This is a genomic window from Pseudomonas sp. Marseille-QA0892 (assembly GCF_054950135.1).
The window spans coordinates 2161956-2186418 of record NZ_CM143104.1; the positions used below are offsets into that span (position 1 = coordinate 2161956).

The following is a 24463-nucleotide window of genomic DNA, read 5'->3' on the forward strand; positions in this document are numbered from 1 at the left end:
AGAGGCACTATGTTCAAGTACATTCTCGACGTACTGGTTGGGACCTACACCCAACTGCGCAGCCTGGTCATGATCTTTGGCCATGGCTTCCGCAAGCGCGACACCCTGCAATATCCAGAAGAGCCCGTTTACCTTCCGCCTCGCTATCGCGGTCGTATCGTGCTCACGAGAGACCCTGATGGGCAGGAACGGTGCGTGGCGTGCAACCTCTGTGCGGTTGCCTGCCCGGTCGGTTGCATCTCGCTGCAGAAAACCGAAGCGGAAGATGGCCGCTGGTATCCTGAATTTTTCCGCATCAACTTCTCACGCTGCATCTTCTGCGGCATGTGCGAAGAAGCGTGCCCGACGACTGCCATTCAGCTTACGCCTGACTTCGAGATGAGCGAATTCAAGCGTCAGGAGCTCGTCTACGAGAAAGAGGACCTGCTGATCTCCGGCCCCGGCAAGTACCCGGACTACAACTTCTACCGCGTCGCAGGCATGTCCATTGATGGCAAGCCCAAGGGCGCCGCGCAGAACGAGGCCGAACCGATCAACGTCAAAGGCCTCTTGCCCTAAGGAGACTCCAGGCATGGAAATCGCTTTCTATCTTGCCGCGGGCGTCGCCGTGGCCTCGACCTTCCGCGTGATCACTCACACCAACCCGGTGCATGCGCTGCTTTACCTGATCGTCTCGCTGCTGGCCGTATCGATGTGCTTTTTCGCACTCGGCGCGCCCTTCGCAGGCGTCTTGGAGATCATTGTGTACGCGGGCGCCATCATGGTGCTGTTCGTCTTCGTGGTGATGATGCTGAACCTGGGCAGCGATGCGATCGAACAGGAACGGCGCTGGATGACCCCAGGCATTTGGACCGGCCCTTCGATCCTGTCCGCCGTCCTGTTGGCTCAGCTGCTTTACGTGCTGTTCGCTCAACCCACTGGGACAGCAATTGGCCACACCACCATCGAAGCCAAGGCGGTTGGTATCACCCTATACGGACCTTACATTCTCGCCGTGGAACTGGCGGCCCTGCTGCTGCTTGCAGCGCTGGTCGCTGCCTACCACCTCGGCCGTCGCGAGGCGAACGACCAATGAACGCTATCCCACTGGAACACGGGCTGGCTCTGGCCGCCGTACTTTTTTGCCTTGGCCTCGTCGGGCTGATGGTGCGCCGCAACATCCTTTTCGTGCTCATGAGTCTGGAAATCATGATGAATGCCACTGCCCTGGCCTTCATCGTTGCGGGTGCGCGCTGGGCACAGCCTGACGGCCAAGTGATGTTCATCCTGATCATCACGCTGGCGGCGGCTGAAGCCAGCATTGGCCTGGCGATCCTCCTGCAGTTGTATCGCCGCTTCAACACCCTCGATGTCGATGCTGCCAGCGAGATGCGCGGATGAACCTACTATTCCTCACCTTCGTCTTCCCGCTGATCGGCTGGTTCATCTTGGCCTTTTCCCGCGGGCGTCTGTCTGAAAATACCTCTGCGCTCGTTGGCGTCGGGTCGGTCGGCCTATCAGCGCTGACCGCAGCATGGGTCATCTGGCAATTCAATGTCGCGCCGCCCGAAGGTGGCGTGTACACGCAGGTGCTGTGGCAGTGGATGAGCGTTGAAGGGTTTGCCCCCAGCTTCACGCTTTACCTGGATGGCCTGTCGGTCACGATGCTGGGCGTCGTCACCGGCGTCGGCTTTCTTATCCATCTCTTCGCATCGTGGTACATGCGCGGCGAGTATGGCTACGCGCGCTTTTTCTCCTACACCAACCTGTTCATCTTCAGCATGTTGCTGTTGGTACTCGGCGACAACCTGCTGTTCCTGTACTTCGGTTGGGAAGGCGTAGGTCTTTGCTCCTATTTGCTGATCGGTTTCTACTTCTCCGATCGCAAGAATGGCAACGCAGCGCTCAAGGCGTTCATCGTCACGCGTATCGGCGACGTGTTCATGGCAATTGGACTGTTCATTCTTTTCATGCACCTGGGTACGCTCAACATCCAGGAGTTGATGGTCCGCGCGCCTGAGCAGTATGCCGCCGGCGACAGCTGGCTGTGGATCGCAACGCTGATGTTGTTGGGTGGCGCGGTCGGCAAGTCGGCGCAATTGCCGCTCCAGACCTGGCTTGCCGATGCGATGGCTGGCCCGACGCCGGTATCGGCGCTTATCCACGCCGCGACCATGGTGACCGCAGGCGTTTACCTGATCGCACGTACCCACGGCCTTTTCCTGCTGACGCCGGAGATCCTCGAGCTGGTCGGTATCGTCGGTGGGGTGACATTGGTCCTGGCGGGCTTCGCCGCGCTCGTACAAACCGACATCAAGCGGATCCTGGCCTATTCCACGATGAGCCAGATCGGCTACATGTTCCTCGCCCTGGGTGTAGGCGCCTGGGATGCCGCGATCTTCCACCTGATGACGCATGCGTTCTTCAAGGCACTGCTGTTCCTTGCCTCTGGCTCCGTCATCAACGCGTGCCACCACGAGCAGAACATCTTCAAGATGGGCGGGCTCTGGAAAAAACTGCCGCTCGCCTATGCCAGCTTCCTGGTTGGTGGTGCGGCACTCGCCGCGCTTCCGTTGATCACGGTCGGGTTCTATTCCAAGGACGAGATCCTCTGGGAAGCCTTCGCGAGCGGTAATACCGCCCTGCTGTATGCCGGCCTGATCGGCGCGTTCATGACCTCGATCTACACGTTCCGCCTGATCTTCGTCGCCTTCCACGGCGAACCGAAGACCGACGCTCACCCCGGCCATGGCCTGGCACATAACCTGCCGCTCATCGTACTGATCGTGTTGTCGACCTTCATCGGCGCCTGGATCACGCCGCCCCTGGCGGGCGTGTTGCCTGAGAGCGTCGGACATGCGGGCGGTGAAGCCAAGCACAGCCTCGAGATTGCATCGGGCGCCATTGCGCTCGCGGGCATACTGCTCGCTGCCATGCTGTTCCTCGGCAAGCGCAGCTTCGTACGTGCCATCGCTTCGAGCGCACCGGGCCGCTTGCTGTCGGCATGGTGGTTCGCCGCGTGGGGCTTCGACTGGCTCTACGACAAACTTTTCGTCAAGCCGTATCTGCTCGTGTGCCGACTGCTTGGCCGCGACCCGATCGACAAGACACTCGGCCTGATTCCGCTTCTGGCTCGCGGCGGCAATGCCGCCACCAGCCGCAGCGAAACGGGACAACTGCGCTGGTACTCGGCCTCCCTGGCGGGTGGCGCCGTACTGGTGCTCGTCATCGTTCTGCTGACCTGATTATGCGAATTTGCGAAAGGAATTGAGCCCGTCATGATTCTGCCCTGGCTAATCCTGATCCCCTTCATCGGCGGCTTGCTGTGCTGGCAAGCCGAGCGACTCGGCAATGTCGTGCCTCGCTGGATCGCCCTCCTTACCATGACCCTGTTGTTCGTCCTCGGCCTCTGGCTGTGGGCGACCGCAGATTTCTCCCTGGCGCCAGCGCCCGGAGCAGCCCCGCAATGGTCTGCGGAATTCCAGCTGCCCTGGATTGAACGTTTCGGCATCAGCTTCCACCTCGCGCTGGACGGGCTTTCGATCCTGATGATCGTGCTGACCGGTCTGCTTGGCGTGTTCTCGGTCCTCTGCTCCTGGAAAGAAATCGACAAGCGCATTGGCTTCTTCCACTTGAACCTGATGTGGATCCTGGGCGGCGTCGTCGGCGTGTTCCTCGCCATCGACCTGTTCCTGTTCTTCTTCTTCTGGGAAATGATGCTGGTTCCGATGTACTTCCTCATTGCGCTATGGGGACACAGTGGAAGCCCAGGCAAGAGCCGTATCACAGCAGCCACGAAGTTTTTCATCTTCACCCAGTCCAGTGGCCTGGTCATGTTGGTGGCGATCCTGGCGCTGGTGCTGATCCACTTCAACCAGACGGGCGTGCTGACCTTCGCCTATGCAGATCTGCTGCGGACCGAGCTGTCGGAGAGCGCTGAGTACCTGCTGATGCTGGGTTTCTTCGTTGCCTTCGCCGTGAAGTTCCCAGTGGTGCCAGTCCACTCCTGGTTGCCGGACGCGCATGCTCAAGCACCGACTGCGGGCTCCGTCGACCTCGCCGGTATCCTGCTGAAAACAGCCGCCTATGGCCTGATGCGCTTCGCCCTGCCCTTCTTCCCGAATGCGTCGGCCGAGTTCGCGCCGATCGCCATGTGGCTGGGTGTGTTCGCCATCGTCTACGGCGCGCTGCTGTCGTTTGCTCAAACCGATATCAAGCGGCTGGTCGCTTATTCCAGCGTGTCGCACATGGGCTTCGTCCTGATCGCCATTTACTCGGGTAGCCAGATTGCACTGCAGGGCGCCGTCGTTCAGATGGTGGCGCACGGCCTGTCGGCAGCGGCGCTGTTCATCCTGTGCGGACAGCTCTACGAACGGCTCCATACTCGGGACTTCCGTGAGATGGGCGGCCTTTGGAAGCGCATGCCGTGGCTTCCTGCCCTCAGCCTGTTCTTCGCCGCTGCGGCATTGGGCCTGCCAGGCACCGGCAATTTCGTGGGTGAGTTCCTGATTCTCGTAGGCAGCTTCCCGGTCGCTCCGTGGATCACCGTACTCGCTGCGACAGGGCTGGTCTTTGGATCGGTCTACTCCCTGATCATGATCCACCGCGCCCACTTCGGACCTGCGCAGTCGGACACCCCACTCGAGGGCCTCCAGCCACGCGAGCTCGGCATGATCCTCTGCCTAGGTGCGCTGCTCATTCTGCTTGGCGTCTACCCGCAACCGGTGCTGGACACCTCCCACGCGAGCATGCAAGGCGTGCAGCAGTGGATGAGCGCCGCCCTCAATCAACTTGCATCGGCCCGGTAGTCTTATGGAACATCAAGCCGTGGAAATCACGACCACACATTTCGTTGCTCTGTTGCCGCTACTGATCACAGCACTCACCACGATCGTGGTAATGCTGGCGATCGCGACGCGTCGCAATCATGGGCTGACTTTCCTGCTTACTGTTATCGGCTTGAACGCCGCTCTGGTATCGATCGTTCCCGCGCTCGGCGTAACCCCCTTGGAGGTGACGCCGCTGCTCGTGGTCGATCGTTTCGCCTGCTACTACATGGCGCTTGTGCTGATCGCTACCCTTGCGTGTGCCACCCTGATGCACGCCTATCTGGGTGAAGGCCGTGGCGAAAAAACCGGCTATCCCGGCAACCGCGAAGAAATGTATCTGCTGTTGCTGCTGGCGTGCGCGGGTGGCCTGGTCCTGGTGAGTGCTCAGCACCTGGCCGGGCTGTTCATCGGGCTTGAACTGCTGTCGGTGCCAACCTACGGAATGGTGGCGTACGCGTTTTTCAACCGCCACTCTCTCGAAGCCGGCATCAAGTACATGGTCCTCTCCGCGGCGGGCAGCGCGTTCCTGCTGTTCGGTATGGCCCTGCTGTATGCCGATGCAGGTACGATGAGCTTCAGCGGCCTGGGTACAAGCCTTGCTACCATGGGCGAGAACCTGCTGGTCCAGGCCGGCATCACCATGATGCTGATTGGTCTGGCGTTCAAGTTGTCGCTGGTGCCCTTCCACCTCTGGACCCCGGACGTTTATCAAGGCGCGCCAGCGCCAGTTGCCGCGTTCCTGGCATCGGCCAGCAAGGTCGCTGTATTCGCGGTGCTGTTGCGCCTGTACGAGCTGGCACCGGCCACTGACGGCGGCTGGATGAATGGCGTGCTGACTGTCATTGCTGTTGCTTCGATTCTGATCGGTAACCTGCTCGCTCTGATGCAAAGTAACCTCAAGCGCCTGCTGGGTTACTCCTCTATTGCGCACTTCGGCTACATCCTCGTAGCCCTGGTGGCGAGCCAGGGTCTGGCCGTTGAAGCGATTGGTGTCTACTTACTGACGTACATGCTGACGAGCCTGGGTGCGTTCGGGGTCGTGACGCTCATGTCGACGCCCTTCCAGGGCCGGGACGCGGATGGCCTGTATCAGTATCGTGGGCTGTTCTGGCGCCGCCCGTATCTGACTGCAGTACTGACGGTCATGATGCTTTCACTGGCAGGCATTCCGCTCACCGCAGGCTTCATCGGCAAGTTCTACATCCTTGCCGCAGGCGTGGAAGCTCAGCAGTGGCTGCTGGTGGGATCGGTTGTAGTCGGTAGCGCCATCAGCCTCTACTACTACCTGCGCGTGATGGTGACCCTGTATCTCGTTGAGCCCAACATGAGCCGTCAGGATGCTCCGGCCAATTGGGGCGCGCGTGCAGGCGGCGTCATGCTGCTTGCCGTCTCTGCCCTTGCGTTCATACTGGGCGTATATCCCCAGCCTTTGCTGGCAATCGTTCAAAACGCCGGTTTGGGTTGATCCTCCCTACCGACGCCCGTCCTGGGCGTCGGTAGCTTCATGGCGGTGCGGTCTCGCACTGGCTCCTCAGAATCGTTACGCGCCTTCCTCAAGACCGATAGGCCTCGCGCCTACTCCGACATTCCCCGCTCGCGCTCGCGCTTGGTCGGCTGCGGCGGTCCCTCCAGATGAACCCGTGCCCCGCCCTCGCTCATCGGTTTACTGAACATCGCCCATGACGAAATGAACAGCGCGGCGATCAGCGGGCCGATCACGAAGCCATTAAGCCCGAAGAGTGATAGACCACCGAGCGTCGAAATCAGGATGACGTAGTCCGGCATTTTCGTGTCCTTACCAACGAGGATCGGGCGAAGGATGTTGTCAACAAGCCCGATGACCACAACGCCATATGCCGTCAGGATGATCCCCTGTACGAGCGCGCCGGTGAACATGAAATACAGCGCTACCGGACCCCAGATCAGGCCCGCACCGACGGCAGGAAGCAACGACAGAAATGCCATTAAAACAGCCCAGAGCAAGGCGCTCGGGATATCCATCAGCCAGAAGATGATGCCGCCCAGTGCGCCCTGGGTGACTGCGACAACAATGTTTCCCTTGACCGTGGCACGTACCACACGGGTGAACTTGCTGAACAGGCGGCGCTTTTGCGCGTCGCCCAACGGAATGGCCCGGCGGATGCGATAGACCAGTTGCGCACCGTCGCGAATGAAGAAGAACAGCAGGTACAGCATGACGCCGAAGCCGATCAGAAACTCGAATGTGCCCTGTCCGAAGCTGAACGCCTTCGTTGCAAGGTACTGGCTCGCCTGTTTGGCGTAGCCGGACAAGCTGTCACGCAGGCCCGCGGGATCTGCGATGCCGAAGCGATCCATCTGAGCCTGGATGAACGGCGGCATGGCTTCGCGGAACCGAGCGACGTAGCTGGCAACATCGAACTCACCACCTTCGATGCGGCCATAGAGACTTGCGCCTTCCTGGACGAGCAGGCCGGTGATGAAGATTACGGGAAGTACGGCGACCAGCAACGCCACCATCGTCGTGATGAACGCTGACAGCGTTTGTCGGTTACCCATCGACTTGAGCAGTCTTCGCTGTAGCGGCATGAAAATGATCGCGAGGACTACGGCCCAGAACACCGCTCCATAGAACGGCATCAATATCCAGCCGAACGCAATCGTTACCACCAGGATAAGGCCGAGAAAGACCTTGTCTTCCAACTTCGAATTGATCATGTCGCTCCATGCTTGCGTTGGTGAGGAATGGCTTCGCGATTTAAGGCCAAGGTACCGGGCGAAGCAAAGACCTCTACGCAGAAAGGTGAATCACAGGTCCTGGCCATCTAGGCGTTTAGGCACTGCGAAGCGCATGGAGTGCTGCGGGCGGGGAAAAATCGGGGCCTGCGCTCGAAGGACGAATGCACGGCAATGCAGGCCTACCGCCATCGGCAGGCCTTGCACGCGAAACACTTCAGATACGGAACTGACCAACGAGGGTACGCAGACGTGTACCGAGCGCACTGAGTTCACGGGTCGTCTGGGCACCCTGCTGCGTCTCATCCGCTACGCTGTCGACCGCAACGGCGATCTGGTGAACACTGCGATTGATCTCTTCTGCCACAGCGGTTTGTTCTTCCGCAGCACTTGCGATTTGAGCGTTCATTGCATTGATGGTCGCGATGAGCCGTGCGATGGCATCGAGTGATTGTCCGGCCTGATTAGCCTGACTACTGGTCGCTTCACCCGCTTCCCCGGAACGCCGCATCGCCTCGACCGCATGACGGGTGCCCGACTGCAGCCGATCGATCATGCCCTGGATCTCCTGGGTGCTCTGCTGGGTGCGACTGGCCAGCGCGCGTACCTCATCCGCAACCACGGCAAATCCACGCCCTGCTTCACCTGCACGTGCGGCTTCGATAGCCGCATTGAGCGCCAGAAGGTTGGTTTGCTCCGCGATGGAGCGAATGACATCCAACACGCTGACGATGGACTGCACGTCCTGCTGCAAGGTATCCAGGGAAACACCGCTGTCACGAATGTCCCCCGCCAGCGCGTGGATTCGGCCGATACTGGCATCCACGATTCGCTTCGCGGCCTGGCCTTCGCTATCGGTTTCCTGCGCTGCTTCAGCCGCATTCTGGGCACTATGAGCGACTTCCTGAGCCGCTGCTGACATCTCGTTGATTGCCGTCGCGACCTGGTCGGTCTCGTGACGCTGCCGCTCCATCGCCTGTTCGGAGCGCTGAGCCTGCGCCGACACTTCGACGACAAGCCCAGAAAGCTGTTCAGTGATCTCAACGACCTGACGGACCAGACCGTGAATCTTGTCAGCGAACCGATTGAAGGACGATGCAAGCTGCCCCAGTTCATCCTGACGGGTGACGTCAAGTCGGCGTGTCAGATCCCCTTCACCCGCCGCGATGTCATCAAGGTTCTCACGGATGACCGCCAAGGGCCGAACGATCGAATTGGCGAGTACAACGCCAATCACACCGAGAACCACCACTGAGACGAGAGCAATGGCGAAAACCACATAGAGGATGTTGTCGATACTCTCCTCGAGTTCGGCACGTGTTCCGGCCAACTTCGCCTCGATACCATCGAGGTTGATCGCGGTGCCTACCACCAGGTCCCATTTGGGTAAATAGGTGGTGTATGACATCTTCGGCACCTGCACCGCCTCGTTTCCAGGCAAAGGCGACGAATATTCGACATAGTGCGTTCCGTTCTTGGCGACGTTGACCAGCTCTTCGTTAAGCAGCACACCGTTCGCATCTTTGCGGCCTTTAAAGCTCTTGCCAACATCAGTCGGACTATCACCGCGGAAAAGGCGGACGACATCGGAGTCATAACCAAAGATGTAGCCGTCCTTTGCGTATTTCACGCGTGACAACTGCACAATAGCGTGTGCGCGGTCATCCATATTGCCTTGGGCGGATTGATCGTAAAGCGCCTGGATACTCCCAACGGCGATCTGCACGTATTGCTCAAGTTGCGCACGGCTTTCATCGAGTAACCGCTTACGACTCTGGGCAATCTCTTCCTCCATCAGACTCCGCAGCATGCTGGCCGATACCGTCGCAAAAAGCATGACGACAACGAGTAGTGGCACGAGCGCAAGCAGAATGACTTTTGTTTTCAAGGTGAGTCGCATCGGGACATGCTCATGAGTGGGGTTAATGCTTGGCATATCGGCGACGTCCGCATTTGCTCTACCAGGCAATCTCCGAAAACGACTGACCTGCTCAATCGCGCAGACAAACGGTAATAGTGGCAATTAGCCTTTACCGCCCTCAGGAATCAGCGTGCACCACGGGCAAGTTGGGTCGCGCGGATCATTCCTGCCGCCTGGTCGCAAGCGAGGGCGCCGGCAGCGTGATCCGAACTCGCAGCCCACCGAGCGGGCTGTCTTCCAGCGAGAGCGTGCCCGCCACGTTCTCGACGATGTCGCTGACAATTCCCAGGCCGAGCCCGTGGCCCGCAGTGTGTTCATCCAGACGCGTGCCCCGCGCCACCACCTCATGGCGCGAGGCCTCGTCGATGCCGGGTCCATCGTCATCCACGCACACTTGGTATTTGCCTGATACCAGCGGTTCGATCGTCAGGTCCACACGGGCCTGTGCCCACTTGCATGCGTTGTCGAGCAGATTCCCGATCATTTCGAGCACATCCTCTCGATCCCACGGGAGCTGCAGATTGAACGGTGCGTCCCACGTTATCGACAGGTCCCTGGGGTGCACGAGCTGCAATGTCTGGATAAGCGCTGGGAGCTCCTCAGCACATTTGAAATAGGTTTGAGGCAGCGCTTCGCCTGCCAATCGGGCGCGACCGAGATCGCGCAGGAGGCGTGTCTGGATCTGCTCGATTTGTTCGATCATTCGAGCCTGGATGGAAGGATGTGCTTTGAGCTCTTCCCGTTTCGCCAGGCTACCCAGGACGGCGAGCGGTGTCTTGAGGGCGTGCCCCAGGTCCCCGATGGCGAGACGCGACCGTCGTAGGCGCTCTTCGGTATGCACCAGAAGGCGGTTGACCTGGTCAACAAACGGCTCGAGCTCTTCTGGAACGTTGGCATCCAGCTCGGTTCGGCGACCTTTACGAAGGTCGACGATTTGCCGTCTCACTGCCTCCAGAGGTTGTAGACCCCGCCTCACTGCAAGACGCTGCATGACGAGCAATAGCAGCAAGGCCAGTACCCCTACCCCTAGTCCTATAAAGCGAACGCGCTGGAGGACACCGAGAACAGGGGTGTAGTCCTGCGCTACGGTAATGGAAACGCCTTGGCCGAAGCGCTTGTAGCTCGCCTGGTACATCAGGAGCTTTTGCCCATCCGGCCCCGGAACGAGATCCGCCTGCATCCCAGCCGACATGGGCGCTGCTACGCTGCTGTCCCAAAGGGAACGGGAACGCCAGCGGTGGTCACCAAGCTCGATAATAAAATAGCGACCTGAGTACGGTCGTACGTAGGCAGGGTTGATGCGTTGGGTGTCTAGTTCCAGGCCATCCGGTCCTCGGACAAGGGCGATAAGTAGACCCTCGGTTTCAGCGACGAGGTTTGTACGCAGGTAGGATCGCAACCCGTTTTCGAACAGCAATAGCGTGACCTGCAAAAACGCAACGCCAACCACTAGCGCAGTCAGAAACAGCCCGATGCCAAGCCGGCGCTGAACGGAATTCAAGTGACCGCCACGACGCCGGCGAATCGATACCCCTGGCCGCGGCGCGTTTCAATGACACAGCGCCCGAGCTTACGTCTCAAATGATTGACGTGAACCTCGATCACATTGGAATCCCGCTCAGACTCCCCATCATAGAGGTGTTCCGCTAGATGGCTCTTCGACAGCAGCTGGCCGGGATGCAACATGAAATAGCGCAGCAGCCGAAATTCTGCGGCCGTCAGCTCGATATCGCCCTCCGGGCGGGTCACGCACTGTCGTGCTTCATCCAGATCGATGCCACCCGCTGTCAACTTCGGCTGGTTAGCCAGGCCTTTCGAGCGTCTAAGCAGCCCCTGTATGCGCAGATCGAGTTCTTCGGGGTGGAATGGTTTGGTCAGGTAGTCATCTGCGCCGGCCTTCAAACCCTCTACCCTTTCGCTCCAAGAACCGCGGGCTGTCAGGATCAGCACAGGCGTATGGACATTCAGCCTGCGCCATTCCGTGAGGACATCAAGGCCGGGGCGGCCTGGCAAGCCAAGGTCCAGGACAATCAGGTCGTAGGGCTCGACCGCGCCCTGGTAGGCCGCATCACGACCATCGGCGAGCCAGTCGACCGCGTAACCTTGCTGCGCTAGGCGCTGCTGTAACTCATCAGCAAGCGCTACATTATCTTCCACCAGCAGCAACCGCATCAGTCCTCCTCGTCCTTCAGGAAATGGCCGGTGCCGGCATCAAGCTCAATTTCCCGCGCGACGCCTTCGCGAGTCAGCAGCTCGACCTCATAGACATAGATACCATCCTCGAACTCCAGCTCCGCTTCTAGCAGCCGGGCACCCGGGTATCGGGATAGCGCTTTTTCGAGCAACGTCTCGAGCGGGACGATCAGGCCATTCTGCCGTAGCTTCAGCGCCTCATCCTGATCGATGTCATGCGCGCGGCTCGGCATAGAGCCAAGCAGCGCAATCATGAGGCTGAAACCGATCAGATAGCAGGCATTACGCATCAGTCATCCTGGTGGTTCTTCAATATTTCGCCGGTTTTTGCATCGATAGCGAGATCCCACTCGACGTTCTTGGCGTCGCGTACCTCAACCTCGTAGACATACCGGCCGTATTCTTCTTCGAGTTCAGTTCCCTTGATCGTCGCGCCCGGATGCGCCTTTAGCGCGACCTCGTTGAGCCTCTCGAACGATTGAATGGTACCTGCATCGCGCAGCTTGAGGGCTTCATCCGGCCCCAGATCCCGAGCCTGGGCAGCACCTGCCGAGAGTACCAGAGCGGCGGATGCAACAAGGACAGTCAGTGTTTTCATCTTCATTCTCCTGCGGGTTTATCGTTTCGATGGGGCCACGATAAGAGGTCACACTTAAACGAAGCTGAAAAAACGATGGGCAACAAAAAGCCCCGCTGGCGCGAGCCGAGCGGGGCTTTTGGGATCCGACGGGATCAGTCTTCGCGATAGCGGCGCAGCTTCAGAGCCTTGCCGGCCACACGCGTATCCTTCAGCTTGCCCAGGAGACGGTCAAGCCCGTCCTCTGGAAGCTCAACAAGGCTGAACGTCTCGCGGATCTGGATACGACCAATCGCATCACGCGCGAGACCGCCCTCATTAAGGATTGCACCCAGCAGGTTCTTTGCGGCGATGCCATCGCGCGTACCCAGCGCGGTACGGCAACGAACGCGTCCTTCCGCCAGAGGCGCCGGGGCACGACGCTCGCGGCGCTCGTAATCACCACCCTCACGATCACGGCGCTCACGCTGCGGACCAGAATTCGGTACCAGCGGTTGCTCGCGTTCGATATCGCCGAGGTTGAGGGCCTGACCGTTGGTGGATTTGACCAGCAGCGCAGCCGCCAATGCATGCAGATCGCAACCCAGGGACGTGGTCAGACGATCCAGAAGCTCGCCATGGCTGGCTTCGGCGGACGTTACCAACGGCGCGAGACCATTGGTCAGCCGCTTGATGCGCGCTTCGAGCACTTGCGCCGAGTCGGGGAGCTTGACCTCCGTGACCTTCTGGCCGGTAACGCGCTCGATGACCTGCAGCATGCGGCGTTCACGCGGGGTCGCCAGCAGCAGTGCACGGCCATCACGCCCTGCACGGCCTGTCCGGCCAATCCGGTGTACGTAGGATTCCGGGTCGTACGGCATGTCCACGTTGAACACGTGGGTGATGCGCGGTACGTCGATACCACGCGCCGCGACATCAGTAGCGACCACGATATCCAGTCGGCCGTCCTTGAGGAATTCAATGACGCGCTCACGCTGGTTCTGGGCGATGTCACCATTGAGCGCCGCCGCCTTGTAGCCCTTGGCTTCCAACGCGGTTGCCAGGTCGAGCGTAGCCTGCTTGGTACGCACGAAAGCGATCAGCGCGTCGAACTCCTCGACTTCCAGCAGGCGCAGTACGGCTGCCGTCTTCTGATCGGCATGGACCATCAGGTACGCCTGCTCGATACGAGCAACGGTCTGTGTTTTAGTGGCGATCTTGATGTGCTTCGGCTCGCGCAGGTGCTTTTCAGCAATTGCACGGATCGACGCAGGAAGCGTTGCCGAGAACAGAACACTCTGACGGGATTCGGGAAGGGCCTGGAAGATGACTTCCAGGTCGTCCATGAAACCGAGTTTGAGCATCTCGTCCGCTTCGTCGAGGACGAGGTGGCGGACGGTGTTCAGCATGTTCTCATCACGGCGCAGGTGGTCACAGAGACGACCAGGCGTTGCGACGATAACCTGCGCGCCCTGGCGTACCGCTTTCAGCTGCGGGCCCATGGGCGCGCCGCCGTAAACAGCCACGACCTTGAGGCCAGGCAATTGGGTGGAGTAGGTTTCGAATGCGGTGGCCACCTGGAGCGCGAGCTCACGGGTTGGCGCCAGGATCAATGCTTGCGGCTCGCGACGCGCTGGGTCGATCAGCGACAGGATAGGCAGCGCGAACGCCGCCGTCTTGCCCGTTCCGGTCTGAGCCTGGCCGATCATGTCGTGCCCGGCAAGGATCTGCGGAATCGCCTGTGACTGAATGGGGGATGGCTCTTCATAGCCAACCGCCGTGATTGCGGTCAAAACGCTGGGGTGAATACCGAGTGCGGCGAAGCCGCCGGTTTCCTGGGTCATGGGTCTGCCTCATGTGCATCCGCAAAGACCCATGTCCAAGGCTGCGCGTGCCATGAAGGACCTATAAGGTCGCCCTGGCAGCCTGGTCGGCGGGGATTTGCGAAAGTGTGGATGTGAAGATGGTTCGCGGGGGCGAACCGGAGTCGAGCACGTGGCTCGATGTGCGCGTAGCTGCGCTACGCCCGGTCGGTAACTCGAACGGGCGGGCACTATACCTTATTTTGGTCGCGCTGTAAGGTGTATCGGTTCAGCGGCGACGAATTGCCTGTCCGAAAGGTCAACTCGCCGTGCGCAATGCGTCAAGCAAAGGCGTCAGGGCGTACCCCAACGCAGGCTCAAGCGCTGCGCAGCGCTGCTCCAGCCCCTCCCGGTTCAACGGCTGATCGAGCTCGGCGGGGATAAGCAATACGACGTTCCCCTCCTTTACCGGGCATTCCCAGTAATGACGATGGTAGAGACCACGCAGCAATGGAGCGCCCATTGGCTTGCCTTCATCGTTTGCCCACTGATTGATGATGAGCCAGCCGCCGGGATTGAGTTTCTCCTGGCAAGTCAGCAGGAAGTTCCAGGCAAGGTGGCCGACTGCAGGCCCGGTATCCGTATAAAGATCAACGAAGATCAGGTCCGCGGTTTCGGCGCTGTCCAGCAATTCCACGGCATCGCCGATCCGGATGGTCAGCCTTGGGTCGTCGGACAGACCGAGAAACTCCATCGCCAGGCGAGGCACGTCGGGCCGAAGCTCGATCACCTCAACGTCTTCGATCGGAAGAAAGCGCAAGCATGCCTGGGTGAGGTTGCCACCACCGAGGCCCAGGAACAGTGCCGTCTCCGGCGCCTCGTGGCACAACGCCCCGATCAGCATCGCACGGGTGTAGTCGTATTCAAGCCAGGCGGGATCGCCAACAAACGTGCAGCTCTGTTCGATCGCGTCACCAAACTCAAGAAAGCGGTAGGGCCCCACTTCGAGTACACGGATGATGCCATACGCATCCGTGACTTCAGCCAGTACCTGCTCTTCGTGTTCCATGTGCGCCCCCGTTGTGTGGGCGCCATGTTACCCGCCAGACACCAGCCTGCGTAACCGTCCGGCAAGACCGCTGGGGCATGCGAGGTTCAATCCATCCAGCCCCAGCCAGTGCGCGAGCCTACACAGCTCGCCATGAAGCGCCTCGAGCGCGACTGCATCGAACCCTGCCCGCTCCTCGTGCAGCGCGCAGATCGAAAGCACCCCGTTGGCTCGATCGGCGCGGACATCGACCCGCCCGAGTAGCCGTTCGTTGTGCAGAAATGGCATGACGTAGTAACCGTATTGCCGCTTGTGTACCGGCGTATAGAACTCCAACCGATAGTGGAAACCGAAGAGCCGCTCGGCACGTGGGCGATGCCAGATGAGCGAATCGAAGGGTGACAGCAATGCGCTGGCCTGAACACGGCGGCGCATCGCGGGCTCTCCGAGACAGTAGGCTGGCTTCTCCCATCCCCGGACCTTGACGGGTACGAGTGTCCCCTCCTCCACAAGCTCTGCCAGGCATGCCCTCGCGTCGCCCGGCTCGAGCCTGAAGTAGTCTTGCAGATCACGCGCCGTAGCGACGCCGAGCGCCTTCGCCGAAATGACCATCAGCGCTCGCCTCGCCTCACTCTCTGAGGGCGTTTCCATATTCAGTATCGGTGTAGGTATGACACGCTCCGTCAGGTCGTATCGACGCTCGAATCCACGCCGATCGGCCACCGCAACCTCACCCGCAGCGAACAGCCATTCCAGCGCCAGCTTCTCCTCGCTCCAGTCCCACCAGGAGCCTGCGCGCTCGGTTCGTACGGTAATTTCCCCCGCCGCTACCGCACCACGTGCCCGTACCGTTTCCAATACCTGCCCAATCACGTCTTGCCGCTCTTCACCAAAGCGCGCCAGCATTCGGTAGATGCCGCGCCCTTGCCGTGCACGTGCCATTCGCCAGCGCAGCAGTGGGTGCAGATCCAGCGGCAACAGCGACGCCTCGTGCCCCCAGTACTCGAAGGTATGGCGGTGACGTGGCGGGCCCCAGGCCAAGCGGTCCAGATCGCTGCGCGAGTAAGGCCCAAACCGCGCGTACAGCGGCAGGTAGTGCGAGCGTACCAACGCATTGACCGAGTCGATCTGCAGTACGCCGAGGCGATCGAGCCCCGACCGGAGCCGCCTGGGGCTGACTGCATCGAGCGTGCGACCGAAGCCCTGCGCCCCGAGCGCCAGCCGACGGGCCTGAAGGTTCGTGATTTCAATGACAGGTGTGCAGGTGCTCATGCCGATAGCCAGCGCCTGACACGCGCCTCCGCGCTCACCAGCGTGATGCCGGATAGCACCATCAGGGCGCCCAACACGAAGCTGGGCTCCAGCGGTTCGCCCAGCAGCCATACCCCGAAGGCGACGCCGTACATGGGCGCCATGAAAGAAAGGATCGAAAGATCGCTGGCCCGGTACCGCCGAAGGAGCCAGAACCAAAGAAGAAAACTCATGAACGATACGACCACGCCCTGAAAGGCAACGCTCGAGATGGAAACCGCAGTAAGCTGCACGTGGCCGATTTGCCCGATACCCCATGCAATGAGCAATAGTCCCGCGAACGCAACTCCGAGCTGATAGAAGAGCGTGACGGCAGGCGGCGTTTCGGACAATGAAGTGACACGCACCGTAATGGTGGTCATCCCCCATAAAAGCCCTGCGAGCACACCGAGTGCATCGCCGATCAGCATTCGGCTGTTGATTGCGCCCGTGTCGATACCTCCACCAAACGCCACCGCGATACCAACGAAGCACACGCCGACACCCAGCCACTGTAGCGGCTTTAGCCGCTCAGAGGGCTGAAGCATATGCAGCCCAAGCGCGACGAAAATGGGCGCGGTGTAAAGAAACACCACCATATGACCCGCCGTCGTGTATTGAAGCCCGAGCGCAATGCAGAAGAACTCCAGGCAGAACAATGCGCCTGCAGCCAAGCCGGGGCGCCACGTACGTGCATTCATATGGCGCCATTCGCGCACGGCCGTGATCAGAAGAGCCACCAGCACGGCGGACAAGCCTGAGCGAAGCGCCGCCTGCATAACCGGTGCGATATCTGCTGCGGCCCACTTGATGGCAACCTGTTGAAGGCCCCATATGGCACACAGGCCAAACATCATCCCTACCGAAAGTGCGTCCGAGTTGCTGCGTGCACTCATTCCAACGTTCCCTTCCTCACCGTTTGAACCTATCTCCCTGATGCACTAAAGCACATCAACGGCAAAACGGGTCGTCCCAAAACGGTCTTTTCCATTCCGCTTCCTGCTCGGCACGCGTCAGGCCAATGTCCTTGAGTGCCTCTTCGCTGAGCGAAGCCAAGGCGCGACGCTGCCGCGCCAGCGCCCGCCAGCGTGCGATACGCTTGAATGCGCGTACGAGAAGCGATGATGCGTCGCAAGGCGCCGAGGCATGGCTGCTCGTTTCGTACAGTGCTTTCGCTTTCATGACGCCACCTTCTGGTTGGGTATGGCGTAATCATGTGAGCAGGCATAGGATCAATCCAACGAATCTTTCTTATGCATTGCATTCCGGAGATTGATGAATGACTGCCTATCCTGCGCTCGACAGCGATCTGCTTCGGACCTTTGTTGCCATCGTCGATACAGGCGGGTTTACTCGGGCCGCTGAGGTCGTGAGCAAGACCCAATCGGCGGTCAGCATGCAAATCAAACGGCTCGAGGAAGACGTGGTCCGGCGCCCGGTCTTCCGCCGTGAAGGGCGACAGCTAAGCCTCACGACAGATGGTGAAATCCTGCTGGACTACGCGCGCCGCATCCTCAAGCTGCAGGGTGAAGTCATAAACTCTTTTCGCGCGCCCGACATGCGCGGCGTTGTGCGGATCGGCACACCGGACGACTACGTCATGCGCTTCATGCCGGGGATCCTGTCTCGGTTTGCAGCTGCCTACCCATTGGTCCAGGTCGAGCTGCACTGCGAATCGACGGTGCAACTCCTGCAACGCCGAGACCTGGACCTTACGATCGTGACCCGGGAACCCGGCATGGAAATAGGCCAGATGCTTCGCCAGGAGCGGATGGTCTGGGCCGAAGCGGCAGGCTTCGCACCGCACGAGCACGCAACGATCCCACTGGCGATGTTCAACTCGGATTGCTTCGGTCGAAAGTGGGCCTGTGAGGTCCTGGAACGCATCGGTCGCCCCTATCGCATTGCCTATACCAGCCCAAGCCTTGCCGCCCTCTTCGCTGTGACGCAAGCAGGGCTCGCCGTTACGGCGCAACTGGAAAGCTTGATCCCATCGGACATGCGAATTCTGAGCGAGGCTGATGGCCTGCCAGAAATGCAAACGGCGAAGATCATGCTAGTGCGCGCGCCAGGCCGGCAGAACGCGGTCACCGAGTGTCTGGCTGGGCACATCGTTGAGGGGTTTCGCCTCTAGCGGTCACGCGACCTGAACGTAGAGCGCAACCGCACAGATCATCAGGAAGCATGCGAACAGCCCCCGCAACAGCCGCTCCGGTAGCGTGTGTGCCAGCTTCACGCCCCAGCTGATGCTCAGCAAGCCGCCGAGCGCGAGGGGGACACCCAGCGCCCAGTCCACCTGGCCATGCCAGGCATAGACCGCGAGCGTGACGCAGGTGCTTGGCAGCGCGAGCGCCAGTGACAATCCTTGCGCGACCACTTGGGAAGCGCCAAATAAACCGGTGAGGCCCGGTGTTGCCACGACAGCACTGCCCACTGCCATAAGCCCACCCATGATGCCGGCAACCGCCCCGAGCACCATCAGCGCAGGCAGTCCATGTCGAAGCTGGGTGCTACCTGTCACACGGCCACGCAACAGCCGGTAGATCATGTACACGGCGAGCGCGAGCAGGAAGCCGGCAAAGCCCTGGCGCATCAGGTCAGCGGGAAGCTCGACGGCCCATTGGGACCCGATGTAAGCGCAGATACAGCCAGGCACAGCCAACGCCGCGGCATTTCTCAGGTCGATCCGGTTGTGCTGGTTATAGCGCCATACCGCAAGTACGACATTGGGGACGACCATGACCAGCGCTGTGCCCTGAGCCATCTGCTGGTCGAGACCGAAGACCAAACCGAGGATGGGAATCGCGATCAAACCGCCGCCAATGCCGAACAACCCTCCCGTGGTTCCCAATACGACACCCAGCAAAACATCCAGCAGGAAATTCACGACCGTCATCGCAGCGGCTCACGCAAAAAAGAGCCCGCATGCTACTACACGTAGCGAGCGGGCCTTGGGCCCGAGCTTCCCGAACGAGTCAGAAAGCTCGCCAACTCATTCCGCCAGTGTGCGCATTTCGGCGTACAACGCGGACTTGGCTTCGAAACCGACGCCAGGAATGTCCGGCAGCCCCACATAACCATTTTCGACGCGGATGCCGTCGGCGAAGCCACCAAACGGCTGGAAGACGTCCGGGTAAGACTCGTTGCCTCCCAGATGAAGGCCAGCGGCAATGTTCAGGGACATCTGATGTCCACCGTGCGGGACGACACGGCGCGACGACCAACCAAGCGCTTCCATCACCTCGAGTGTGCGCAGGTATTCGACGAGCCCGTAGGACAGCGCGCAATCGAATTGCAGGTAATCGCGATCGGGGCGCATGCCACCATAGCGCAGCAGGTTGCGCGCGTCCTGATGCGAGAACAAATTCTCGCCGGTCGCCATCGGCAGGTCATAGTGGTTTGCAAGCTCAGCCTGAAGCGCATAATCAAGCGGGTCGCCAGCCTCTTCGTACCAGAACAGACCATAGGGCTTCATGGCCTCGGCATAAGCAATAGCGGTCTCCAGGTCAAAGCGGCCATTGGCATCGACAGCCAACCGCTTGCCACTGCCCACCACATCGATAACGGCCTCGATCCGTGCCAGGTCTTCCTGCAGGGACGCAGCGCCAATCTTCATCTTGACGACGTCATAACCACGATCCAGATAGCCGCGCATTTCATCCTGCAGCTTCGAGTGATCCTTGCCCGGGTAGTAGTAACCGCCGGCGGCATAGACCCACACCTTTTCGTCCGCCTTGCCACCCCGGTAACGGTCGGCGAGCAGGCGATACAAGGGTTTTCCGGCAATTTTCGCTACCGCGTCCCAGACGGCCATGTCGATGGTGCCCACGGCTACGGAACGTTCCCCATGGCCGCCGGGCTTCTCGTTTTTCATCAGTGTCTTCCAGATCGCAAACGGATCCAGATTGTCGTTTTCGTGATCGATCAGGGTTTCTGGGTCGGCTTCGAGCAAGCGCTCCAGAAACCGATCACGCATCAAGGCGCCCTGCCCGTAGCGCCCGTTCGAGTTGAAGCCGTAGCCAATAACAGGCTTGCCTTCGCGGATGACGTCCGTCACGACCGCGACGACCGAGCACGTCATTTTCGAGAAATCGATGTAAGCGTTGGCGATGGGGGACGCGATGGACGCTGTCTTCTCGCGAATGTCGACGATGCGCATGGCTTTGGCCTCTTGTTTTCGATGCCGTCACGTTAGACTGCCGGACTCGGCGCGCCCAATGCCAAGAATGCGCCGCCCTATGCACAGATGACATACCCATGGAATTGATCTGGCTGGAAGATCTCGTTGCGCTTGCCGAGCACGGCGGCTTCTCCCGTGCGGCTGAGCGCCGGCACGTCACGCAACCGGCGTTCAGTCGTCGGATTCGGGCACTGGAGGCCTGGATGGGGGTAGCGCTCTTCGATCGGACACCACAGGGCGCGGTCGCCACGGAGGCTGGCCGACATGTTGCAGCCGCCGCGAAAGACATGACCCGTCGCCTCCACCAGATTCGTGAGGAAGCCCGCGAGATCGCTGGGCAAGCTGCCAGGACATTAAGGTTCGCTGCAACGCATTCGCTGTCGTTCACGTTCTTTCCGCGCTGGATTCGCAACATGGAGCGTGGCGCTCCGCTCGAGGCCGTCCGGCTGCAATCTGACAGCATGGCCGAGTGCGAGCGCATGCTCCAGGATGGCGATGTCCAGTTTCTTCTTTGCCATCGCCATCCCGACGTCGTGCCGACGTTGCCGAGCGCGCAGTTCAGCGCGCAGGTCATCGGCAAGGATAGTCTTCTGGCGCTGCGTGCGGCCGACTGGCACGTGCCGCAGCGAAATATTCCCTATCTTGGCTATACCCCTGCGTCAGGGCTGGGCCGGATCCTCGACGCGCGTCTTTCAGCGATGCCGCCCCTGCCGCTGGAACGGAGCTTCAGTAGCCATCTTGCGGCGGTTCTCATGTCCATGGCGCTCGAGAGCAAAGGCGTTGCCTGGCTTCCGGCGAGCCTCGCCGACCAGGAAATAAACGAAGGGCGGCTGTGCCGTGCGTTTGGGTCCGCCTATGATGTGCCGTTACAGATACTGCTTGTTCGCCCCAGGACGGCCCTCAGCCCGTTCGCAGAAAGTTTTTGGGCGCGGCTGAGCGAATGACCGTACGTTTGCATTCGAATCGTTTACCCGATTGGGCACAGTGAGAGCCAAATGAACCTCGACACCTGGCTGTTGTTTGCGAGCGCAGCGCTCGTCGTTATCCTGATTCCTGGCCCGCTGTCACTCCTGATGATCAGCAACAGCCTGAATTATGGCGTGGGGCGGTCGTGGCCCGCGTTCCTTGGCGGTGTAACGGCTGGCGTCGGGTTGCTGAGCGCATCGGCGCTGGGGCTGGGGGCGCTGCTTCTGGCGTCCGAGCAGCTGTTCATGGTGCTCAAGGTCGTCGGTGGGCTCTACCTGTTCTATCTTGCCTGGCAGAGCTGGCGTGAATCCCGCCGTCCGGCTGAGCAGGCGGACGTGCCATGCACGCCGGCAGCGCGACGTGTCGGCCCCATGTTCTGGCGGGCATTCGGCCTCGGCGCGAGCAACCCAAAGGACATCCTGTTCTTTGCTGCCTTCCTGCCCCAGTTCCTATCGGTTGACAGGCCCTTCCTGCCGCAGTTGCTTACCATGATCGTCACCTGGGCGGCGCTCGATCTTGCCTGCAAGCTCTTCTACGGCTTCAGCGCTCATGCAGCGGCGCGGTACCTGAAAACCGGACGAGGCCAGAGCTGGTTCAACCGCATCAGTGCGCTGCTCTTCAGCGGCGCAGGCACCGCGGCAATCATCAGCCGCTAGGCGCAAGCGTCGGCGCAGCCATCCGCATAGCCCTCGCCAGGCTGCCACGTGCTCCGAGTCCCCTGGAGCATTCTCACCCAGCGCGCCACCCCTTTTACTCAAAACGCATGCGTCCATATCTGGAAATGCGAATCCTTATCACTTACATTAGCGTCCCATAATTCCAAATCGGATTCGATTCGATGGCCAGAAAGGCGCCTTTTCCCCTCTCCCTAGTCACCCTGTCGCTGGTCTGCACGGCTGCGTTAGCGCAGGAAGCCGACGGCACACTCAATCTCTCGCCTCAAACGATCAGCGCCGAAGGCGTGCGAGAACGGGCCGATGGCCCGGTTGACGGTTATGTTGCGACACGCTCTGCGACCGGCAGCAAGACCGATGTGCCGATTACCGAAATTCCGCAGTCCGTATCGGTAGTGACGGCACAGCGCATTCGGGATCAGGGCGCCCTGACCGTCCAGGATTCCCTGCGCTACGTATCCGGTGTTCGAGGCGAAGCATTTGGTCAGGACAGCCGTGGCGACTCGGCACAGGTCCGCGGGATCACGCCAGGCATTTTCCAGGACGGGCTGAGGCGCACATTCGGCAGCTACAAGACGACGCGTCCTGACCCTTTCCAGCTCGAGCGCATCGAAGTGCTGAAGGGTCCGTCTTCCATGCTTTACGGGCAAAGCCCAGTAGGTGGCTTGGTGAATCTCGTGACGAAGCGCCCGCAGGCCGAGCGTCGCAACGAACTGCAGCTGCAGTATGGCAGCTTCGATCGGCGGCAAATTGCGCTCGACAGCACAGGCCCGCTCAATGAAGATGGCACGCTGCTCTACCGTATGGTCGCGGTTAAGCGCGAAAGCCAGACGCAGGTCGATCATGTCGACGACGATCGCCTGCTACTTGCGCCTTCCATCACCTGGCTGCCGACCGACAACTTCGAATGGACAGTCATGGCGGATTACCAGAAGGATGAATCCGGTACTACGTCGTCGTTTCTACCCCACCGTGGCACCCTCTATTCGGCTCCGTTCGGCCGTATTCCCAGCAATCGCTTCGTCAGCGAACCCGGCTTCGATGAATACGACACGAAGCGCAAATCCGTAACGTCCCTCATTACCTACCGGCCGGATGATATCTGGACCTTGCGTCAAAACCTTCGCTGGGATCACAGCGACGTGAGCTACCAGACGATCTATGGCTGGCCGCCCGTACTCGGCGCTGACAACCGTACCGTCAATCGCACGTACTACATTTCCAAGCCGGAGGTGACAACGTGGACGATCGATCACCAGGCCCAGGCCGACTTCGGCCACGGAGCGTTCCAGCACAGCCTCCTGCTTGGCGTCGACTATCAGCATGTAGTGACCGATGAGAAAAGCGCGCGCGGCCCTGCTACGCCGCTGGACCTATATGCACCCGTCTACGGGAGGTTCGATCCGAACGGAATTCGGCTGACGGACTCGCCCCAGCAGCGCGTTGCGCAGAAAGGGATCTACGTTCAGGACCAGATCAAGCTTGATGAGCATTGGTTGCTGACCCTGGGGCTGCGCAAGGATTGGGCGACCACTTCGATCGAAAGCACCCGGACCCAGGAAGACGCCCAAACCACGAAACGCGTTGCGCTCACCTACCTCTTCGATAACGGTGTTGCGCCCTACCTTAGCTATAGCGAGTCTTTTGCGCCCATCATCGGGCTCAACGCGATCACCCGGGAGGCCTACAAACCGCTCGAAGGCAAGCAGTGGGAAGCCGGAATCAAGTATCAGCCCACCGGTACACAGGACCTATACACCGCAGCGATCTTCGATTCCCGGGAGAAAAATCGACAGGTCGCTGATACGGCCATCAGCCAGACTCAGATAGGCGAATCGCGCGTTCGCGGGCTCGAGCTCGAGGCCCAATTCGCAATGACGGATGCATGGGATGTAATCGGTACGTACACCTACCTGGATTCGGAAATTCTGAAGGACACGCCGGCCAAGCAAGGTAATCGTATCGATGGCGTGCCGCAGCACATGGCATCCGTCTGGAACCTCTACAGATTATCGATCGCCGGCATCCCGGGGTTCCGTATAGGCGCTGGCGCGCGGTACGTGGGAGCCAGCTACAGCGAACCGGTGAAGACCGACTCGTCCATGTTGTATGACGCCATGGTGGGCTATCGAATGAACGATTGGGACTTCACCGTAACCGGCACCAACCTGGCAGACGAGACGTACTACACCACGTGTCTCGCGCGCGGCGATTGTTTCACCGGAAACCGGAGAACCATCGTTGGGACCGTCAGCTACGCGTTCTGATAGCCAGGGCACGGATGCCCTCGTGTAGGCGCTCGCTTGCTTG

The 24463-nt window shown here is 60.3% G+C and carries 23 protein-coding genes and 1 pseudogene; 10 read left to right on the forward strand and 14 right to left on the reverse strand.

Annotated elements, in window-relative coordinates; genetic code table 11:
- The first annotated feature begins 9 nt into the window (after positions 1-9).
- From nuoI to nuoN, 6 genes are read left to right on the forward strand one after another with little or no spacing between them, the layout of a single operon-like run.
- Positions 10-558 carry an NADH-quinone oxidoreductase subunit NuoI gene (gene nuoI, locus ACY8D3_RS10030; protein WP_462383906.1) on the forward strand — a complete coding sequence of 183 codons (549 nt, stop codon included), beginning with the start codon at positions 10-12 and terminating at the stop codon, positions 556-558.
- A gap of 13 nt (positions 559-571) precedes the next feature.
- Positions 572-1075, forward strand: a complete 504-nt coding sequence (nuoJ, locus tag ACY8D3_RS10035; protein ID WP_462383908.1) for an NADH-quinone oxidoreductase subunit J — start codon at positions 572-574, stop codon at positions 1073-1075.
- Positions 1072-1380 carry an NADH-quinone oxidoreductase subunit NuoK gene (gene nuoK, locus ACY8D3_RS10040; RefSeq protein ID WP_462383910.1) on the forward strand — a complete coding sequence of 103 codons (309 nt, stop codon included), beginning with the start codon at positions 1072-1074 and terminating at the stop codon, positions 1378-1380. The genes nuoJ and nuoK overlap by 4 nt, the downstream gene beginning before the upstream one ends.
- Positions 1377-3224 (forward strand): NADH-quinone oxidoreductase subunit L, encoded by a 1848-nt coding sequence (gene nuoL / locus ACY8D3_RS10045; RefSeq protein WP_462383912.1) that lies wholly within the window; start codon positions 1377-1379, stop codon positions 3222-3224. The genes nuoK and nuoL overlap by 4 nt, the downstream gene beginning before the upstream one ends.
- Before the next feature lie 33 nt (positions 3225-3257).
- Complete coding sequence (gene nuoM, locus ACY8D3_RS10050; RefSeq protein WP_462383914.1) at positions 3258-4787, forward strand: NADH-quinone oxidoreductase subunit M; 1530 nt, start codon at positions 3258-3260, stop codon at positions 4785-4787.
- A gap of 19 nt (positions 4788-4806) precedes the next feature.
- Positions 4807-6273 (forward strand): NADH-quinone oxidoreductase subunit NuoN, encoded by a 1467-nt coding sequence (gene nuoN, locus ACY8D3_RS10055; protein WP_462384337.1) that lies wholly within the window; start codon positions 4807-4809, stop codon positions 6271-6273.
- Positions 6274-6383: 110 nt separating this feature from the next.
- On the opposite strand, the gene ACY8D3_RS10060 is transcribed toward nuoN, so the two are convergent.
- The 12 genes and pseudogenes from ACY8D3_RS10060 to ACY8D3_RS10115 form a co-directional block, all read right to left on the reverse strand.
- Positions 6384-7505, reverse strand: a complete 1122-nt coding sequence (locus ACY8D3_RS10060; RefSeq protein WP_462383916.1) for an AI-2E family transporter — start codon at positions 7503-7505, stop codon at positions 6384-6386.
- Positions 7506-7740: 235 nt separating this feature from the next.
- Entirely contained in the window at positions 7741-8820 is a 1080-nt protein-coding gene (locus tag ACY8D3_RS10065) for a methyl-accepting chemotaxis protein (protein WP_462384339.1), read from the reverse strand.
- An 87-nt stretch (positions 8821-8907) separates the two neighbouring features.
- A pseudogene (locus ACY8D3_RS10070) lies at positions 8908-9459 on the reverse strand (cache domain-containing protein); the annotation flags it as partial.
- Between the two features lie 145 nt (positions 9460-9604).
- On the reverse strand, positions 9605-10945 hold the full coding sequence (locus tag ACY8D3_RS10075; protein WP_462383918.1) for an ATP-binding protein: 1341 nt from the start codon (positions 10943-10945) through the stop codon (positions 9605-9607).
- Positions 10942-11616 (reverse strand): response regulator transcription factor, encoded by a 675-nt coding sequence (locus tag ACY8D3_RS10080; protein WP_462383920.1) that lies wholly within the window; start codon positions 11614-11616, stop codon positions 10942-10944. Before ACY8D3_RS10080 ends, ACY8D3_RS10075 begins: the two co-directional genes overlap by 4 nt.
- The gene (locus ACY8D3_RS10085; RefSeq protein WP_462384341.1) at positions 11616-11891 is read right to left on the reverse strand and encodes a PepSY domain-containing protein; all 276 of its coding nucleotides are present in this window, start codon (positions 11889-11891) and stop codon (positions 11616-11618) included. Before ACY8D3_RS10085 ends, ACY8D3_RS10080 begins: the two co-directional genes overlap by 1 nt.
- Positions 11892-11926: 35 nt before the next feature.
- Positions 11927-12235, reverse strand: coding sequence for a PepSY domain-containing protein (locus ACY8D3_RS10090; protein WP_462383922.1), 309 nt, complete (start codon positions 12233-12235; stop codon positions 11927-11929).
- 134 nt (positions 12236-12369) lie between these two features.
- Positions 12370-14037 carry a DEAD/DEAH box helicase gene (locus ACY8D3_RS10095; RefSeq protein ID WP_462383923.1) on the reverse strand — a complete coding sequence of 556 codons (1668 nt, stop codon included), beginning with the start codon at positions 14035-14037 and terminating at the stop codon, positions 12370-12372.
- Positions 14038-14314: 277 nt separating this feature from the next.
- Positions 14315-15064 (reverse strand): spermidine synthase, encoded by a 750-nt coding sequence (locus tag ACY8D3_RS10100; RefSeq protein WP_462383925.1) that lies wholly within the window; start codon positions 15062-15064, stop codon positions 14315-14317.
- 27 nt (positions 15065-15091) lie between these two features.
- The gene (locus ACY8D3_RS10105; RefSeq protein WP_462383927.1) at positions 15092-16315 is read right to left on the reverse strand and encodes a winged helix-turn-helix domain-containing protein; all 1224 of its coding nucleotides are present in this window, start codon (positions 16313-16315) and stop codon (positions 15092-15094) included.
- Positions 16312-17229, reverse strand: coding sequence for a DMT family transporter (locus ACY8D3_RS10110; RefSeq protein WP_462383929.1), 918 nt, complete (start codon positions 17227-17229; stop codon positions 16312-16314). Before ACY8D3_RS10110 ends, ACY8D3_RS10105 begins: the two co-directional genes overlap by 4 nt.
- A 55-nt stretch (positions 17230-17284) precedes the next feature.
- Positions 17285-17515: a DUF1127 domain-containing protein gene (locus tag ACY8D3_RS10115; RefSeq protein ID WP_462383931.1), complete on the reverse strand. Its 231-nt coding sequence runs from the start codon at positions 17513-17515 to the stop codon at positions 17285-17287.
- A gap of 97 nt (positions 17516-17612) precedes the next feature.
- On the opposite strand from ACY8D3_RS10115, the gene ACY8D3_RS10120 reads away from it, so the two are divergent.
- Positions 17613-18467 (forward strand): LysR substrate-binding domain-containing protein, encoded by an 855-nt coding sequence (locus tag ACY8D3_RS10120; RefSeq protein ID WP_462383933.1) that lies wholly within the window; start codon positions 17613-17615, stop codon positions 18465-18467.
- Positions 18468-18470: 3 nt separating this feature from the next.
- Here ACY8D3_RS10120 and ACY8D3_RS10125 read toward each other — a convergent pair whose 3' ends face one another.
- Together ACY8D3_RS10125 and ACY8D3_RS10130 are read right to left on the reverse strand one after the other, a co-directional pair.
- Positions 18471-19229 (reverse strand): sulfite exporter TauE/SafE family protein, encoded by a 759-nt coding sequence (locus tag ACY8D3_RS10125; protein ID WP_462383935.1) that lies wholly within the window; start codon positions 19227-19229, stop codon positions 18471-18473.
- Positions 19230-19325: 96 nt separating this feature from the next.
- Complete coding sequence (locus ACY8D3_RS10130) at positions 19326-20492, reverse strand: mandelate racemase/muconate lactonizing enzyme family protein (RefSeq protein WP_462383937.1); 1167 nt, start codon at positions 20490-20492, stop codon at positions 19326-19328.
- 98 nt (positions 20493-20590) lie between these two features.
- On the opposite strand from ACY8D3_RS10130, the gene ACY8D3_RS10135 reads away from it, so the two are divergent.
- The 3 genes from ACY8D3_RS10135 to ACY8D3_RS10145 all read left to right on the forward strand — a co-directional run bounded on the left by ACY8D3_RS10135 (position 20591) and on the right by ACY8D3_RS10145 (position 24420).
- A complete protein-coding gene (locus ACY8D3_RS10135) occupies positions 20591-21457 on the forward strand; it encodes a LysR family transcriptional regulator (RefSeq protein ID WP_462383939.1) in 867 nt (288 codons plus the stop codon).
- A 51-nt stretch (positions 21458-21508) separates the two neighbouring features.
- Positions 21509-22135 (forward strand): LysE family translocator, encoded by a 627-nt coding sequence (locus tag ACY8D3_RS10140; RefSeq protein ID WP_462383941.1) that lies wholly within the window; start codon positions 21509-21511, stop codon positions 22133-22135.
- 182 nt (positions 22136-22317) lie between these two features.
- Entirely contained in the window at positions 22318-24420 is a 2103-nt protein-coding gene (locus ACY8D3_RS10145) for a TonB-dependent siderophore receptor (protein ID WP_462383943.1), read from the forward strand.
- Positions 24421-24463: the final 43 nt, after the last annotated feature.